Annotated in this window: 24 protein-coding genes and 1 pseudogene; all 25 read left to right on the forward strand. The window is 27.6% G+C overall.

Features of this window, described 5'->3' with window-relative positions; all coding sequences use genetic code 11:
- Positions 1 to 107: 107 nt before the first annotated feature.
- Positions 108 to 359: a hypothetical protein gene (locus tag PHC28_RS06700; protein ID WP_300097553.1), complete on the forward strand. Its 252-nt coding sequence runs from the start codon at positions 108 to 110 to the stop codon at positions 357 to 359.
- Positions 360 to 472: 113 nt separating this feature from the next.
- A pseudogene (locus tag PHC28_RS06705) lies at positions 473 to 1,416 on the forward strand (DUF475 domain-containing protein).
- Between the two features lie 72 nt (positions 1,417 to 1,488).
- Entirely contained in the window at positions 1,489 to 2,037 is a 549-nt protein-coding gene (locus PHC28_RS06710) for a TerD family protein (protein ID WP_300097555.1), read from the forward strand.
- A 62-nt stretch (positions 2,038 to 2,099) separates the two neighbouring features.
- Entirely contained in the window at positions 2,100 to 2,435 is a 336-nt protein-coding gene (locus PHC28_RS06715; RefSeq protein ID WP_300097557.1) for a hypothetical protein, read from the forward strand.
- Between the two features lie 176 nt (positions 2,436 to 2,611).
- Positions 2,612 to 3,016, forward strand: a complete 405-nt coding sequence (locus tag PHC28_RS06720; RefSeq protein ID WP_300097559.1) for a nucleoside 2-deoxyribosyltransferase domain-containing protein — start codon at positions 2,612 to 2,614, stop codon at positions 3,014 to 3,016.
- Positions 3,017 to 3,059: 43 nt separating this feature from the next.
- Positions 3,060 to 3,506 carry a hypothetical protein gene (locus PHC28_RS06725; protein ID WP_300097561.1) on the forward strand — a complete coding sequence of 149 codons (447 nt, stop codon included), beginning with the start codon at positions 3,060 to 3,062 and terminating at the stop codon, positions 3,504 to 3,506.
- A gap of 222 nt (positions 3,507 to 3,728) precedes the next feature.
- A complete protein-coding gene (locus PHC28_RS06730) occupies positions 3,729 to 5,798 on the forward strand; it encodes a TerD family protein (RefSeq protein ID WP_300097563.1) in 2,070 nt (689 codons plus the stop codon).
- Between the two features lie 67 nt (positions 5,799 to 5,865).
- The gene (locus tag PHC28_RS06735; RefSeq protein WP_300097565.1) at positions 5,866 to 6,114 is read left to right on the forward strand and encodes a hypothetical protein; all 249 of its coding nucleotides are present in this window, start codon (positions 5,866 to 5,868) and stop codon (positions 6,112 to 6,114) included.
- A 43-nt stretch (positions 6,115 to 6,157) separates the two neighbouring features.
- Entirely contained in the window at positions 6,158 to 6,493 is a 336-nt protein-coding gene (locus PHC28_RS06740) for a hypothetical protein (RefSeq protein ID WP_300097567.1), read from the forward strand.
- Positions 6,490 to 6,762, forward strand: coding sequence for a hypothetical protein (locus PHC28_RS06745; RefSeq protein ID WP_300097569.1), 273 nt, complete (start codon positions 6,490 to 6,492; stop codon positions 6,760 to 6,762). Before PHC28_RS06740 ends, PHC28_RS06745 begins: the two co-directional genes overlap by 4 nt.
- Positions 6,759 to 7,430, forward strand: a complete 672-nt coding sequence (locus PHC28_RS06750; RefSeq protein ID WP_300097571.1) for a hypothetical protein — start codon at positions 6,759 to 6,761, stop codon at positions 7,428 to 7,430. Before PHC28_RS06745 ends, PHC28_RS06750 begins: the two co-directional genes overlap by 4 nt.
- 63 nt (positions 7,431 to 7,493) lie before the next feature.
- Positions 7,494 to 7,838, forward strand: a complete 345-nt coding sequence (locus PHC28_RS06755) for a hypothetical protein (RefSeq protein WP_300097573.1) — start codon at positions 7,494 to 7,496, stop codon at positions 7,836 to 7,838.
- A gap of 5 nt (positions 7,839 to 7,843) precedes the next feature.
- Positions 7,844 to 8,068, forward strand: coding sequence for a hypothetical protein (locus PHC28_RS06760; protein WP_300097575.1), 225 nt, complete (start codon positions 7,844 to 7,846; stop codon positions 8,066 to 8,068).
- 28 nt (positions 8,069 to 8,096) lie between these two features.
- A complete protein-coding gene (gene thyX / locus PHC28_RS06765) occupies positions 8,097 to 8,750 on the forward strand; it encodes an FAD-dependent thymidylate synthase (RefSeq protein ID WP_300097577.1) in 654 nt (217 codons plus the stop codon).
- Between the two features lie 286 nt (positions 8,751 to 9,036).
- Positions 9,037 to 9,924, forward strand: a complete 888-nt coding sequence (locus tag PHC28_RS06770) for a hypothetical protein (protein ID WP_300097580.1) — start codon at positions 9,037 to 9,039, stop codon at positions 9,922 to 9,924.
- Complete coding sequence (locus PHC28_RS06775; RefSeq protein ID WP_300097582.1) at positions 9,921 to 10,454, forward strand: hypothetical protein; 534 nt, start codon at positions 9,921 to 9,923, stop codon at positions 10,452 to 10,454. The genes PHC28_RS06770 and PHC28_RS06775 overlap by 4 nt, the downstream gene beginning before the upstream one ends.
- A 2-nt stretch (positions 10,455 to 10,456) precedes the next feature.
- Positions 10,457 to 10,864, forward strand: a complete 408-nt coding sequence (locus PHC28_RS06780) for a thermonuclease family protein (protein ID WP_300097584.1) — start codon at positions 10,457 to 10,459, stop codon at positions 10,862 to 10,864.
- Entirely contained in the window at positions 10,861 to 11,565 is a 705-nt protein-coding gene (locus PHC28_RS06785; RefSeq protein ID WP_300097586.1) for a hypothetical protein, read from the forward strand. The genes PHC28_RS06780 and PHC28_RS06785 overlap by 4 nt, the downstream gene beginning before the upstream one ends.
- Positions 11,566 to 11,595: 30 nt before the next feature.
- Positions 11,596 to 12,390, forward strand: coding sequence for a hypothetical protein (locus PHC28_RS06790; RefSeq protein ID WP_300097588.1), 795 nt, complete (start codon positions 11,596 to 11,598; stop codon positions 12,388 to 12,390).
- Positions 12,391 to 12,547: 157 nt separating this feature from the next.
- Complete coding sequence (locus tag PHC28_RS06795) at positions 12,548 to 12,943, forward strand: NUDIX hydrolase (protein WP_300097590.1); 396 nt, start codon at positions 12,548 to 12,550, stop codon at positions 12,941 to 12,943.
- On the forward strand, positions 12,912 to 13,253 hold the full coding sequence (locus tag PHC28_RS06800) for a DUF1937 family protein (protein ID WP_300097592.1): 342 nt from the start codon (positions 12,912 to 12,914) through the stop codon (positions 13,251 to 13,253). The genes PHC28_RS06795 and PHC28_RS06800 overlap by 32 nt, the downstream gene beginning before the upstream one ends.
- 26 nt (positions 13,254 to 13,279) lie before the next feature.
- A complete protein-coding gene (locus PHC28_RS06805) occupies positions 13,280 to 13,738 on the forward strand; it encodes a hypothetical protein (protein ID WP_300097594.1) in 459 nt (152 codons plus the stop codon).
- Between the two features lie 180 nt (positions 13,739 to 13,918).
- Positions 13,919 to 14,161, forward strand: coding sequence for a hypothetical protein (locus PHC28_RS06810; RefSeq protein WP_300097596.1), 243 nt, complete (start codon positions 13,919 to 13,921; stop codon positions 14,159 to 14,161).
- A gap of 439 nt (positions 14,162 to 14,600) precedes the next feature.
- The gene (locus tag PHC28_RS06815) at positions 14,601 to 14,801 is read left to right on the forward strand and encodes a hypothetical protein (RefSeq protein ID WP_300097598.1); all 201 of its coding nucleotides are present in this window, start codon (positions 14,601 to 14,603) and stop codon (positions 14,799 to 14,801) included.
- A gap of 14 nt (positions 14,802 to 14,815) precedes the next feature.
- Positions 14,816 to 15,326 (forward strand): Nmad5 family putative nucleotide modification protein (locus tag PHC28_RS06820; protein ID WP_300097600.1); only part of this gene is annotated, 511 nt, incomplete at its 3' end.

Genomic DNA, 15,326 nt, shown 5'->3' on the forward strand with positions numbered 1-15,326 from the left:
AGAAAAAATACAAAAATCGCAAGACAAACAAGTTTGGGTATTATGAATAATATGCTAAATACTTATAATGAAATAAAATTGACACATTTATAAAAATAAGGTATAATATGTCTATAATGAAAGCGAAATTAAAAGTTGTCAATCTTAATAAATCCGCTGATAGTGAAACTATCAATTTTGTTGGAGTTTCTAAATCAGATGGGTATGATGAAACAGGCTTAGATGAAAATAATACATTTGCAAAATATACGCCTTGTGCTGATTTGAGGATAGTTGTGACTAATCCTGCTTTATTTAATACATTTGAAATTGGACAAGAATATTATTTAGATTTTGTTTTAGCTAAAAATGAGGTATGATTATGTAAATACATTATGATGTTGAAGTTTATTTTATTTAATGTTTATTTTTGGAGAATATGATGGTTTTACAATATTTTAAAGGTAGTATCCTAACATTAATTGTTGGGTTGATGTTAGCATTTTATATTGGTGGTTTACAGGCACTCTGGATTACCTTGGTATTAGGAATTTTAGAAGTTTCATTGAGTTTTGATAATGCAGTTGTAAATGCAAAAGTCTTATCAAATATGGAAGATATTTGGCGAAAAAGATTCATCACTTGGGGGATGTTGATCGCCGTATTTGGTATGAGATTGATATTTCCCCTCTTGATCGTATCAATCACAATGTGGATTGATCCTGTTTCATCATTGTTATTGGCTATTAACGATCCGCAACAATATCAACATATTCTTGAATCTGTACATACAAGTGTTATGGGATTCGGGGATCATTCCTTGGAATGGTAGCATTGAAGTTTTTCATTGATTATGAAAAAGATGTACATTGGATTACGCCCATCGAGGATAAATTAACTATTCTAGGTAAAATCGAAGCTATTCAAGTTGCAATAATGTTGGCAATCGTATATTGTACAAGTATTTTTATCCCAGAAGATAGTCATAGTTTTGTAATTGCCTCTATTTTTGGTTTGATCTTATACATTTTAGTTGATGGTATTGAAGCATTTATTGGTACAGATGAAGGTGAAATCACAACATCATTAGTGAAAACTGGATTGGCAAGTTTTATTTATCTTGAGGTATTAGACGCATCCTTTTCATTTGATGGTGTTCTCGCGGCTTTAGCTTTAACTAATAATATCTTTATCATTGCATTAGGTTTAGGTATTGGAGCAATGGCAGTGAGATCCTTAACTCTAATGTTAGTTGATAAAGGTACAGTTGAGCAATATACTTATCTTGAACATGGAGCATTCGCCGCTATTATGGCATTATCATTGATTATGTTCATCAATACAATAGTAGAAATTCCAGAAACGATTACAGGTTTAATTGGTGTAGTATTATTAGCACTATCTGTATATTCATCTATTAAAAGAAAAGAACAGTAAATTAAAATAAGGAGAACATAATTAAATAAATGATTATGTTTTCCCTTTTATCAAAATTAAAGAGGAAATATTATGAAACTAGAGAAAGATATGAAATTCAACCTGACAAAAGAAACTGATAAGTTGAATATTGTTAAGGCAGTACTTGGTTGGAATACACCAGAAAATGTATATCCAGCATATGATTTAGACGTATCGTGTTTTTTATTGGACGACAATAGCAAATTACTCGATGAACTAGGGTTTATTTTCTATAATAACGAAAAATCGGTTGATGGCTCTGTACAAAAATCTCCGGATGAATTGAGTGGTGGTACCGAAGAATTGATTATCAATATTGGAAAACTATCTCCTACAATTAAAGAAATTTCAATTATCGTTACCATCCATAAAGCTAAAGAGCGAAATCAGAATTTCGGAAAGGTAAAAGATAGCTATATTGATCTATATAATCATGAAACGAATGAAAAAATTGCATCATTTCAATTAGATAGAATTGCGCCAGAAAATACTGCAATTCAAGTAGGTAGTTTCTTTAATACTCCAGATGGATTTATCTTTCAACCTGTTGGTGCAGGTAGTATTGGTACATTAGGTGATTTTTTAGAAGCGTACAAATAATAGGATAAGAAGAAGAGATAGTAAAATATCACTATCTCTTCTAATTTAAGGGGAATAAAAATATGGGACTGTTTAAAAGTATATCATCAAGTTATTTTGATAATCCAAAACCAGATATACATAATCCTGATCCGTTGAAATATAGAATTAAAAAATATATGTGTTTCAATGGATATTTGATTATAGATATAAATTATCCAAATTGTTTAAATTACGAAGGTAATAAAATTTTGATATATAAAGGGATATCTATAAATGATTTGATTGATCAAAAATATATTGATCCCCATTTCAGTGATAATAACAAATATCATTCTCCATTCGCCAGGTTTGAACCAACTAATGATGGATGGGACACAGCGATACAATTTATAAAATTCCAGGGAGGATGTAATTAAATGATTTTAAAAAACTGCAAGAAAACGATTGATAAAGAAACATTTCAACCATGTATTATAGGGGAATTTGTTATTAGCTTAGAATTATTGGCAGATATGAAAGCTCTAAATGGGGAAGATTACCTGATCAATTTTATTGGTAAATCTTTTATTGAACAACTGAAAAATATAGAGCTATGATGAAAAATAAAAAAGTGTTTTTAGGTGGAACATGTAATGGTTCTCAATGGCGAGCGAAAATAAAACAAGAATTAAATATTGATTGGTTTGATCCAGTTGTTGAGGATTGGACACCTGAATGTCAAGAAGAAGAAATCAGACAAAGGAAAACATGTGATTATTGTTTATATACGATTACACCCGCAATGACTGGTTTTTATAGCATTGCGGAAGTCATTGATGATTCAAATAAGAGACCAGATAAAACTATATTAGTTGTATTAGATGAAGATGGTGATTATAGCTTTAATTATTCGCAATTAAAATCTTTGCAGATGGTTAAACGTATGGTACAAGATAACGGTGGTACTGTATGGGAAACTCTTGAAGGTGCTGCAGAATATATGAATACCAAAAAATAAAACCACTAATGTATAAATATTCTTATTTTAACAAGGATATAATATGTTAGATTTTAAAAAATATTCTGAAGTTGAAGAACAACTTCGATTATTAGTACAGCACGGGTTTCATATACCTAGAAAAGATATGCCTCAGATAAGAAGTGATTTAGTTCCAAAATATCTTGACTTTTTATCAGAACATGGTATAAAATATACTAAGAAAAAAATTGAAGTCTCGAATTTAAAATCCACTCAAGGGGAACTTGATATCAATAAAGTTATACCTATGATGGATAAGGATAATGAAGCAAATGATAAACCTATAATTGTTTCAGAAGATCATTATGTATTAGATGGTCATCATAGATTCGCCGCTTTATATTGTAAAGATAAAAAACTTACTTTAACTTGTTATGTTATTGGTCTAAAGATTCAAGATTTGCTGAATATCACAAAAGAGTTTGATCTTGTATTTTTTAAAGCATTACAAGAAAAAAATAATAGTTGACAATTTATCAATTATCATTTATAATATTAAAATAATTCACAGCTAATATTAAGATATTTTAACACTTACTTCTATTCTTAATAAATTCGTGAATAACATTATAATTAAATATCATGTCAAGTGAATTTAATAAAATATTTAGTTTTACCAGCTAATACGAGAATATAATTTATTTCTCGTGAATTCGGTATTTAATATAATTCAATCATAATGGAGATATATATGCAAATTTCAAAAAATTCTTTTTTCATTCCTACGCAAAATTCGTTCAATATCGAATCCTGTAAAATCGCTAATGCAATGCGGTTAGAATTATTGAAGACAGGCTATTTAGTTATGCCTGAATTGATTACGGCAATTTCAACTAATAGCGAAAAAGTTGCAGCTGCTTTCTGTAATAAAATATTGAAGCAGTATTCGATTGGAACATTAACTGCCCCATTATTTAAAAATTGGGAGAACCGTACAAGATTTACATTCGATGAGTGTGTAATCCAAATCATGGGGTATTATTTTCAATTATCTGGCAATGATCTCTCAAATAGAGAATATATGGATAAATTGTTCAGTGAAGTTGAATTAAAAGATGTTACTTTAATTCAGTTAGCGGATGAACAAGCAGCAAAAGATTTATTCACGTCTCTATCAAAAACTAAAGTTTCATTAGATAGAAAACAGCTGGATACATTAGTAAATCTTGCGGCAGTATTTTATGATACTATTTCATTACAAGAACGTATCTATAGTGATGAAGTGAGGGTATCTGTTCTTCTTGGTTTAGAAAATGATTTTGGTTTATATGAATCATTCGCAGCTTTAAAATGTAAACCATCTGATGTACTCAGATACTGTGCGATGTTAGTTGACCCTAAAACCAGTAATTTACCATCTGATGTGATTTATTCTCCGCTGAGTTGGAAACAAAGGATATCTGTGTTACAATTCCTTGATACATTTGATTATGAATATTTGATGGAAGAATTAGGAAAAAATAGAGAAGCTTGGAAACGGTTTTATAAACATATCCATTTATTTGAACAAAAAGAATTTGTTAACAGATTTCAAAAAATTGGGTTTTCAGCGAGAGTTTCTGCTGGTATCAAAGAAAGAACTATTCCTCGCAGATACTATCGTATTTTGGACGAGATGTTAGATGCAGGAGTAGTTGAAACAACTGAAGCAGAAACTTTGGTATTTAGAACTTTTGCTTCAAGAGTGAAATCTGCGATTGAAGCGAAGGATTATGAAAAAATCATTAAGTGTTTGAATAAACAGCCTGGGTACTTGTTCAGAAACTTTGCAACTGTATTGAATGGTATTTCAAAAGATAATGAAAGTAATTTTATTCAATTCGTTCGTAGTAAATTACCAAAAGTTTCTGAAGATGTATTATTTGCATTACTTGGATTAAATGTTAAAGCGAAGTATCGTATTATTGATGTTAAAGGTAATACTATCATTGAAGACGCAAATTATCCTGATTTTATCGCAGATATCCAGTCCGATATAAAACGTGAATTATATTCTAGATATGGTTATTCTGGCAAAGTTACAGTTGATGATGATTTGAAAGATAAAATTTTACCTTTCTTATCAAAGAATTCTGAGTTGGATAGAGGTTCAAAAATTGATTTTCAAGATAGTAACTATCTATATGTATTTGTCCATTGGGTTCAAAATAATTTTGAACGAACTGATTTAGATTTGAGTGCAGTAACTTTTGATGAAAATTGGAAAAGTGAAACTGTATATTTTGGTAATCAAGTTAATTCATATATCACTCATAGTGGCGATATTACTAATGCTCCGGCACCTTCTGGGGCAACAGAATATATTCGTATCGATTTGAAGAAAGTACCTTGGAATAAACAATTTATTGTTCCTATCATCAATGTATATACAGGTAGTATTTTCAGTGAAAATGCCGTGGCATATGTTGGGTTCAAATTCTCAAATAATCCTAAATTTAGTTTAGATGGTGATTTTGTTAGATATGATTTGAATGAACCTGCAAATTCAAATATGCCTTTTATCGTTGATTATAAAAATCATGAAATCACATTAGTTGATTATAATAATAGAGATAGAGTTGGATTTACCGCTCATTGTGAAATTGATAATATGAAAAAATTGATTTCTGCCGTAAATGATAAATATATTATTACTTATGGTGTATTAGCAGATATCTTAAGCGGTGATAGTAACTTTGTATCTAAACACTTCACTACTAATATCATTGATCCATCAATTGATATTGACCCAGAACATTTATTGTCAATTTTTAATAAGTAAATCTCAAAGGTAAGGTGGTTTATATTTCACATTACCAACCTTTTCACTATAAAATAAGGAGTATATCATGTTATATAATGTAGAATTTTATTCAAATATCGTAATTGAAGCGAATAGTTTAGAAGATGCAGAAGTCGTTGCGAGAGAACAATTCCATACAGCACAAGATGATATTGATAAAGATGATGTTAGTTTAACGATCAAAGAGTTGAAAACGATTGAAGATTTTTACAAATATGCTTACGATTGGGATACTGAATGTTTACCATACGGTAGCGATGGTAATAAGAATATTGGTGAATATTTTAATGCTTGACAAATTTTTATTATTTTAATATAATTGATAATAAGTGAAATATATGCATAAATTGATTGAAGATATTTTAAATCGTGGATTTACATTAGAAGTAGAAAAAAACCAAGAACTTGGTATTATTTTCAAGATGAATGGTTTTTATAAAAGTGGAGAAATAATCTTACATCAAGTTGATGATGATTATTATGCTAAATCAAGATATAATCAAGAAGATTATATTCCTGATTTCGAAAGTTTAGTTAGATTGAATCATTATTGGTGGTTAGTTTCAAAAGAAAGATATGATGGGTGGAAAATTCCAGATAAACAATGGTTACCTTTTTATTTGGAATTTGATTTAGTTAAAATTAGCGAAGAAACTGTTTATACATATCGATGAAAATTACGAATGGTAATATTGGTTTAACTAGAAAAGAACTTGATAAATTAAAAAAACGGGGCTATATTATTGATGAACACACTCCTCACTATATGAATCATATTAAAGCAAGGTGTGGAGATTGTACAATTGGATTATATAATTGGTTAGATGGTTTAGAAGTTTATTCTGGTGATAAGAGATTAAAAATTGAAACGAAAGAACAAGCCGAAAAATTATTTAGTGCTATGGATGCTTTAATTGAATTGTCAACCTCATTGAAATTATGAATATAAAAATAACAGAAGAACAACATAAGATATTCTGTGACAAATTTGAGTATGATACATATTTATTTGGTTCATATTTATTTTGTACGAATAATGAAAATTCTGATAGAGATTATATAAATGTAATAAAAGGAAACTTTGATGAAGAATTTATTACACTTGGTAAATACCTACCGAATTTCAATACATGGCAGTATGACGATGTTTACAATAATAATCAAATTGTATGGATGACTGAACGGCAATTTTATCAAAATTTATTTTCTGGTGATGGTCATATTATCGCAGATATAATCTTATTAAGCGGGAGATTTCAAAATGGATTATTTTTATGTAGAACATATAAAATAATCAAAGGTTATCTTGGATTAGTTAAGCGAGATTTGAAATTTTTCGACAAAAATAATAAAAAACGATTGCATTGTTTAAGAGGATTATATATCGCTGAATGTTTAATTGAAAATAGATTACCCCTGGTTTCAGAAATTCAATCATTGACATTTATTGATAGATTAAGTATAGTTGATAAACTTGATGTACTTCGTAATAGATTAAATCTGCTGTACGATAAAAATGAAATTAATTTATATCCTGATTTTAAAGAATCAGCTGATGTGATTGATTTATTGGTAAAATCAAATAATATGAAAGAATTTACTTATAATTAAAACATGATTAAAATTATTCCTGTTACACAAAAAGAAAATGAATGCGTGTTATCTTGTATATCAATGGTAAGTGGTATTGATTATGAAGAATTGAGAGCTGATTTTACTGAATATACTAATAGAGGTGTTTCAACAAATGAAATGTTATCAATATTAGACAAAATTGATTGTCAATATATTCGTTATATTGATACAAAATTATTTTACAATAGATTGTATATTATTACTGTACCTTCATTAAATGTTATAGCTGGTAATCATTGTATAGTAATTGATACTCGAAAATGGACTATAGATGATATGAATATTATTGTACATGATCCACAAAAAGGTAATATTGGCGAAAAGTATTATGATATTTATTCTGATATAAAATCATGGGCAGAGGTTGTTGAAATAGTATTATGATACTTATGTCTCAATTAGAGAAAGAAATTAACAAGTTATTGGATATGGATATAAAATCAGTCCAATATATAAATTGGTTCGAAGAATCTGGTGGTGAAGTAAAAAGAATCACTGAAAATGAATGGGAATTATATGAAGTAACACAATATGGTATTCGTACTGATTATGTAGATACTTATGAAAAATATAATTTAGATGAATTAGTCAAGGAAGTTTATTCTTGGACTTAGATAAATTTTAAAATAACAAGGAAGTAAAATGAAAGTAAAATTAATAAGTTATTCACAACAACCAGAATATGAAACCGTTGGATCGAACGTAACAGAGCTCGTCGCGTATTGCGCGAGAGTATCTAATCCAAGTAATCAATTTAATATTGAAACGGCTTCTGCATTAATAAAATATTTAATAAAACATAAACATTGGAGTCCATTAGAGATGGTATCTGTGTGTTTAGAGATTGAAACTACGAGAGATATTGCAAGACAACTATTAAGGCATCGGTCATTTTCATTTCAAGAATTTTCACAGAGATATGCTGATCCAATAAAAGAATTGGATTTTGTATTAAGAGATGCTAGATTACAAGATGATAAAAATAGACAGAATTCTATTATAACTGATGATGTTAATCTTAAAGATCAATGGAATAAAAAACAATTAGAAATTATTGAATTGGTAAAATCTTCTTATAGATGGGCAATTGAAAATGGAATAGCGAAAGAACAAGCCAGGGTTATATTACCAGAAGGTAATACTATTTCAAAATTATATGTAAATGGGACTATTCGGAGTTGGATACATTATTGCGAATTGAGGTGTTCTAATGGTACTCAATTAGAACACCTCGAATTAGCTAATATGATTGCAAAGGTTATATCTGAAATATTCGATTTAAATATTATCAAATGATATATTATTGAATTTATCCTCTACCTTTTGTCCATCCGATAGGAATATCTTTTTCAAAAACATTTTAGATTTTTTAGAAATAGGATCATGATACCATAATTTACCCGCATTTCGTTTAATTCCATTTTGGAATTTTGATCCTTGAATAAATCCAAGAGGTATATTATTTTACACGCCAGTCCATTTGAACATCAAGCTACTCCACAAAAAGGTAGACATGGTAATTTAAATGGATGGAAACAATATAGACAAGAAATTGAACAAATATAATTTACAGGAAATAATAATGAAAACAAAATATACAGCAGTAGTATTTAAAACATCTTATGATGAATCAAAAAAAATTGAATCATTATTTAAATCAATGAGTACTGAAGATAAAAACCGATATAGGGTGTTATATGACGCTAATGATAATAAAGTGGGTATCATTGATAATATATTCTTAACAGCGGATAAAGAAGAAAATGTATACTTGAATATCGATTTTGAATTATCTTGTGGAGTAGCTCAGCAATATATCAAATATCTTATCGACAATAAAGTTCTAAAAATAAATGTAAAAGATTTTTCTTCGACGAATAAATTTTATATTGAATTTATAACACAACCAATTAGTTCTATTTATTTGATTTCAGAAAAAGTTGAAGAGGTATTACCTGAATTATCTCCTGAATTATTAGAATTTATCAGGAGTTTTGATAATAGTGCAATGTATGATACCAAGAAAAAACTCGAAGATATAGAACTATCTTATTATCCTTATATTAAACCCGCTATCGATGCTAATTTGATTCAGTTTAATAAAGAAAAACGGTTAATTATAACTGATCTTGGGAGAAAATATTTTTCAAAGGAAATTAAAAAAAATACTGAAAAATCACAAGAAGACGTAATTAAAAAAGTATCATTGAACAACAAAGAAATTCGTCAATTAGTAACTTTGAATAAATTAGTAAAAGAACATATTGATAAAAATTACTATGTGAATGATACAGGAACAGTTTATTATTTAGGTAAAGATAATGGGTTCTATTTAATTCCTAATTTTGAAGGTAAATATTATATTGATGATTACGAATATGATATGAATGAGTTAATTGAGATAGTTACAATATATAATGAATTTTATTATACAGGAAGAATTATGGCAGAGAAGGTTTCAACGAAATGATCAGCGAATTATTTAATTTTAATAAACCAAAATCACAAATTTGTATAATTCCCCCTATTCCTATCAATATTAATAGCGAATTTAATATTGAAGGATTAGATGTTATTTCAATAGAAAGAAGAAGTTCTGATGAAAAAACTATCATTTCATATAGAGAACAGAATCAGACTATTGAATGGGAAATAGAAAGTGATAATGTTATTCATCAACATTATATTGATAGATTCAAAGAAAAATTAGCAAAAAAACGCCATGATAAAATTATCATGGTTTGTTCTCCTGATGATTGTGTAGTTAAAACAAATGACGGGATAATTTGTCTTAATGGAGTATTAGAAAATATAAAAGAAGAATTCAATAAAAAATTAAATGATGCAATATCTAAACACGAATATACATTTTCTTTTAATAATGTAGTATTTTTGACAGAATCTTTTTATAATTTTAATGATAAAATGATGTATTCGATTGATAAATTGCCTAGTTTCTTTTTATTTGAAGAATGGTTCAATTTACATAAGAGTATATAAAAATGAAAAAAATTTTATGGTCATTATTATTACTGTCTGCTATTGTATCAGCAGATGATTTTACTACAAAAGTGATTAAAGTACATGATGGGGATACATTTACAGTACAGATGACTGATGAATTCACACATAAGCCTCTATCTGTACGGATAAATCATATTGATGCTCCAGAATATGGTGGTAGGGCAAAATGTTCTTCAGAAAAAGTTAATGCTCAATTAGCAAAAACTTTTCTTGAAAGTTTGATTTTAGATAAAGAAGTTGTTTTACACGATGTATCAAAAGACAAATATGGTAGATTACTTGCTACAGTAACAGTGGATAGCGTAGATGTTGGTAAAAGTTTATTAGAAAAACATCTTGTTATTGGATATGAAGGTAAGAAAAAACAATCGTGGTGCAATATATGAGTTATTTAAATCCAACGCATAATAAAAATTTAGGATATATTTCAAATAATATTTCGCAATATGATAGAAATATTGTTTTATTTAACCGTGAATTGTATAATTATCTATCTCCATTAGAAAATATTATTTGTTGTCAAGTAGCACCTGGACAATCTGCAATGTATTTTTACTTGTATCAGGATACTAACAATAAAGGATTTGTGATTGAAAGAGGATATTTATCTACTCAACATTTTAAGTTTGATGAAAATATCGAAGATGATTTACATAATAATATTATAGAAAAATTCAGAGATCAAATATGTGATGTAGTAACGATTACACACGAAAAAGATTTGTGTAAATATATCAATCAAGCATCACAAAAAATTGCACATAATACTAAACGTGGTAGAGCAAAAACATTATTGATCAATCCTAATTCAATACATTTAATATTAGGAAAAGCTAGTACACCCGATTTAAATTTGAATTATAAAATTGGGTTTGTTACTGATATTGTATTGGATGATTTTTATTATGATTTGTATTATTCTACAGCATTACCTGAAAATGAAATTGTTATTTCATATAAAGGTGCTACGCAATTTGATGGAGGATGTGTATTCATGCCATATCTTTTATCTGACGAAGAATTCAATTCATATTTTGGATTAAAAATCTTTAATCAAGATTATTATCAACTAATAAAAATTATATGATTTTAATAGGACGTGTTGGAATTCTTAGTGATGGAAAATACAAAACGTAAATCAATAAAAAGTATTCAACAACTTTCAAATCTTGAGTTTATACGGTTATTTCAACACAGAAATAATATCACTAAAAAAGACGATGTTACATTGAAAGTTGATGGTATTGGTTTTAGATTTGGAAAACTTGAAGATGGGACGTTTTTTGTTGAAGGATCAAGGACGGGTATAATAACTATTCCTGGATCCTTCGTCAAACATGCACATGAAAAAGAATTAACTGGTAAATTATATGATAGGTGTATAAAATATGAATATTTGTTTAAATTATTAGCAAAACAAAAATTCATAAGAGATTTGCCAATAGATACAAAAATAGTTTGTGAATTTTTATACATCCCTTTAGTAGTCGAAGAAACTTTAACGGAATATAAATTTATCAATATTTTTTATGATAAAAATATGTTAGGAAAGATATTGACTATTATTCCTTTGTATTCTATTGGTAAATATGATATTGATAATTTTTATGATTATTCTAGTGATGATATAAGAATAATTTCACCATTACTGAAACATAGATACGATATAGATATATCACATATAACAGATAAATTAAAAAATATTGATATATCAATATTAAAATCGAGAAAATTAATTGACAAATCAACAAAAGAAATTTATAATACTATAATTGATCAAGCAAAACGAGATATTTCGGATCTATTATTTACTGAATTTAGTTATGAAGGTAAAATGATATTAGGTGAAAATATTGAAGGTTTTGTTTTAATTTTAGAAAATACGAAGGTAAAAATATGCAATGTGAAATAGTAAAGTCGGTATCAATGATTTTATCTTTGGAAGAAGCGAAATGGTTACATAGTCTATTTCAAAATCCTTTGAGAGGTGAAACTCCACAAGAGGAAGATAGTATAGAAAAAAATTTCAGATATAATATTTGGCAACCTTTAGATGAGATTCTACATTGATGAATAAAAAAGCAGTAGTTGGTTTTTATATAAATGAAAATAAACAAATAGCAGTAGTTACTAGAAAAGATGGTAGAATCAGTTTGCCTGGTGGTAAAGTAGAAGAAAATGAAACTTTACTTGATGCTCTTCTTAGAGAATGTGAAGAAGAAGGATGGAAAATTATTTCATTACGAGTTGATCCGATTTATATTAAAACTGATGAAACTGGATATGAAACTCATTGGTTTTATATTCATAAAATAGAAAGGTTAGAGGAATACAAAGATAAATCTCGTAATTTATTTCCTTTTGTTACTGATATTGATACTCTTATCAGATGTAGTCCTGGTTTTAATAACGACTTTTTAGTGAGATTTATTGATGATTTATTTAGCGGCACCATACAACGATAAAAATAAGATAATTATCCAGGAAAGAATTGATAAAATTTATATTGTTATTGCAGAATTTATTAAAATGGGTTATCATGTTATTACACCATTATTGATGCACGAAGTTGTTACCAGACATAATATTGATGGCTCATTTAGTTATTGGGAAGATTATTGTTTTAATCTATTATCACGTTGCGATAAGATGTATGTATTATGTATTGACGATTGGGATAATAGACCCGGTGTTCAAAAAGAAATAGAATATTGTAGAGAACATGGTATTCCTATCCAGTACATTTCAAATGATTTTTTTGAACATATTAAATAAAGAAGAATACGGAGAATATATCAAAAATGTCTGAATTATTTTTTGGTAAATTTCAACCTCCAACTAAAGCCCATGTAAACATTATACAACAATTACTCGATCCTATTGTTGTAGTTGTATATACCAATATTACAATAAAAAAACCATTTAGTAAAGAAATAATTGAGAAAATGTTCTTTGAATATGGTATTTATCCTAAATTTATCAATACAGGATATTTACCAGATATTTTAGAACAATTAAGTATACAACCAGAATATCTAGTATGTGGTTCAGATAGATATAAACATTACGATAAAATAATAAAAGAATTATCTCTTGAAATCAAATTGATTGAAATTGATAGAAATATAAGTGATATTAGTTCAACTAAAGTTAGATATGCGTTATTAACAGAAAATGAATATCTATATCGTATATTGATGCCATATAAATTTTGGAATTATTTTTCAGAGTTATGTCAAATATACAAAAATTTAAAGTAAATGATAGAGTAAATTCAATCGGACATGGATTTGGTACGATAATTTCAATAGATGAGAATAATATTAAACCAATCAATGTTGTTTTTGACTATTTGCCGAATTTAACTATCAGTTATACAAAAAATGGATTCATATATTTGAATGAATCTTTTAGTTATGATAACATAAGTGGTATATAAAATGAAGATATTTTTATTGAGTCGTACAGATAATTGTAATAGATTTGATAATTATTTGAATGCAGTTGTTGTAGCAAATAATATTCAAGAAGCAATTGATATTCATCCTAGTGGTAATAATGATTGTTGGAATATAAAATTAAATGGCTGGTGTCAAAAAGCAGATGTTGCAGTCACTTATTTAGGGGAAGCTGCTGATAATATCCATGCTGGTGTTATATTATCACTATTTAATAATGGATAAGCAGATGTTAATTAGAATGACTGATATTTATGGGAATAAAGTCAAAATAGATCCTGGTACTATCACTCAATATTGGCCTGTAGGATTAAATGTGACTGGTATTGAATATGAATCAAACGGTTTAATAGATACTATTATAGTTAATCATGATTTTCAACAAATAACTTCAATTGTGTGCTTCAATAATGTTAAAATCGATTAGATATATTTTATTTAAAGAAAATAATCAATGGATTGCGTGTTCTTTAGAATTTGGTTTAGCTGTACAATCGGATAATATCAAAGAATCTGAAAATAAACTGTTTAATCAAATACTTGAGTTCATAAATTCAACTGAATTATTAGATAGAAAAGCTATTCCAAGTGTATATTTGAAATATTATCTGAATTTAATATTTGATTTATTCCGAAATAGAAATAAAGTTTCAAGGAGAATAAGGTGTCAGATTTAGAATTTTTAACATTAAAAAATGTTATAACATTTTTAAAAAGATCATCTGATTTGATCACTAATAATAGTGATTACGAAAATGTAACAAAATGGGGTAATATGGTTCAAACCGGAAATCCATCGAATGAGTGTTTAAGTGAAATAAGAAAATCGATAGAATTATTAGAAGCTATCATAAAACAACGTTAAAGGTGAAATATAATATGAAAAGTGTAAGATTGAATCAAACAATGCGTAATACAATTATTGATAATATGATTACCGCATTTAGTAATAATTGGTTTCAAGATAAACCATATAAGAATTTTGATGAATTATATGTTTATAGAGATAATTGTAGAAAAAACATAATGACTACATTATGGTTAAAAGTTTATGGTCAATATGAAGATGCTTTGAAAAATGTGCCAGAGTTTTTTTTAAAGAAGAATGCTTTATTTAGTATTGCTAGTACAGATAAAAGATATTATGCTACTACACTAGAAAATAGACCAGGGAAGGGTAATTCAGTCGATTTATTATTAGAAGCAGATGAATATGATGAATATTTTTCTGAAGTTATTGAAATTGATTCAGTCGAAGAAATCTATAAAAAAGAGTTAGCTGAGTTTAAAAAAGAAATAAGATCAATTATTGAATCAGTATCAACAACTAAACAATTGATTGATTTGTGGCCAACTGCTGAACCATTTATTCATATGACTCTTATTGATT

This window comes from Flavobacterium sp., assembly GCF_028712645.1.
GTDB lineage: Bacteria > Bacteroidota > Bacteroidia > Flavobacteriales > Flavobacteriaceae > Flavobacterium.

What these genes read in the sequence shown, in the direction of transcription:
- PHC28_RS06735 (WP_300097565.1), top strand. Translation starts at nt 5,866, where the DNA reads ATGTTATATAATGTAGAATTTTATTCAAATATCGTAATTGAAGCGAAT.
- PHC28_RS06810 (WP_300097596.1), top strand. Translation starts at nt 13,919, where the DNA reads ATGAAGATATTTTTATTGAGTCGTACAGATAATTGTAATAGATTTGAT.
- PHC28_RS06730 (WP_300097563.1), top strand. Translation starts at nt 3,729, where the DNA reads ATGCAAATTTCAAAAAATTCTTTTTTCATTCCTACGCAAAATTCGTTC.
- PHC28_RS06740 (WP_300097567.1), top strand. Translation starts at nt 6,158, where the DNA reads ATGCATAAATTGATTGAAGATATTTTAAATCGTGGATTTACATTAGAA.
- PHC28_RS06770 (WP_300097580.1), top strand. Translation starts at nt 9,037, where the DNA reads ATGAAAACAAAATATACAGCAGTAGTATTTAAAACATCTTATGATGAA.
- PHC28_RS06715 (WP_300097557.1), top strand. Translation starts at nt 2,100, where the DNA reads ATGGGACTGTTTAAAAGTATATCATCAAGTTATTTTGATAATCCAAAA.
- PHC28_RS06780 (WP_300097584.1), top strand. Translation starts at nt 10,457, where the DNA reads ATGAAAAAAATTTTATGGTCATTATTATTACTGTCTGCTATTGTATCA.
- PHC28_RS06720 (WP_300097559.1), top strand. Translation starts at nt 2,612, where the DNA reads ATGATGAAAAATAAAAAAGTGTTTTTAGGTGGAACATGTAATGGTTCT.
- PHC28_RS06800 (WP_300097592.1), top strand. Translation starts at nt 12,912, where the DNA reads ATGATTTATTTAGCGGCACCATACAACGATAAAAATAAGATAATTATC.
- thyX (WP_300097577.1), top strand. Translation starts at nt 8,097, where the DNA reads ATGAAAGTAAAATTAATAAGTTATTCACAACAACCAGAATATGAAACC.
- PHC28_RS06790 (WP_300097588.1), top strand. Translation starts at nt 11,596, where the DNA reads ATGGAAAATACAAAACGTAAATCAATAAAAAGTATTCAACAACTTTCA.
- PHC28_RS06725 (WP_300097561.1), top strand. Translation starts at nt 3,060, where the DNA reads ATGTTAGATTTTAAAAAATATTCTGAAGTTGAAGAACAACTTCGATTA.
- PHC28_RS06745 (WP_300097569.1), top strand. Translation starts at nt 6,490, where the DNA reads ATGAAAATTACGAATGGTAATATTGGTTTAACTAGAAAAGAACTTGAT.
- PHC28_RS06710 (WP_300097555.1), top strand. Translation starts at nt 1,489, where the DNA reads ATGAAACTAGAGAAAGATATGAAATTCAACCTGACAAAAGAAACTGAT.
- PHC28_RS06775 (WP_300097582.1), top strand. Translation starts at nt 9,921, where the DNA reads ATGATCAGCGAATTATTTAATTTTAATAAACCAAAATCACAAATTTGT.
- PHC28_RS06785 (WP_300097586.1), top strand. Translation starts at nt 10,861, where the DNA reads ATGAGTTATTTAAATCCAACGCATAATAAAAATTTAGGATATATTTCA.
- PHC28_RS06760 (WP_300097575.1), top strand. Translation starts at nt 7,844, where the DNA reads ATGTCTCAATTAGAGAAAGAAATTAACAAGTTATTGGATATGGATATA.
- PHC28_RS06755 (WP_300097573.1), top strand. Translation starts at nt 7,494, where the DNA reads ATGGTAAGTGGTATTGATTATGAAGAATTGAGAGCTGATTTTACTGAA.
- PHC28_RS06750 (WP_300097571.1), top strand. Translation starts at nt 6,759, where the DNA reads ATGAATATAAAAATAACAGAAGAACAACATAAGATATTCTGTGACAAA.
- PHC28_RS06805 (WP_300097594.1), top strand. Translation starts at nt 13,280, where the DNA reads ATGTCTGAATTATTTTTTGGTAAATTTCAACCTCCAACTAAAGCCCAT.
- PHC28_RS06795 (WP_300097590.1), top strand. Translation starts at nt 12,548, where the DNA reads ATGAATAAAAAAGCAGTAGTTGGTTTTTATATAAATGAAAATAAACAA.
- PHC28_RS06700 (WP_300097553.1), top strand. Translation starts at nt 108, where the DNA reads ATGTCTATAATGAAAGCGAAATTAAAAGTTGTCAATCTTAATAAATCC.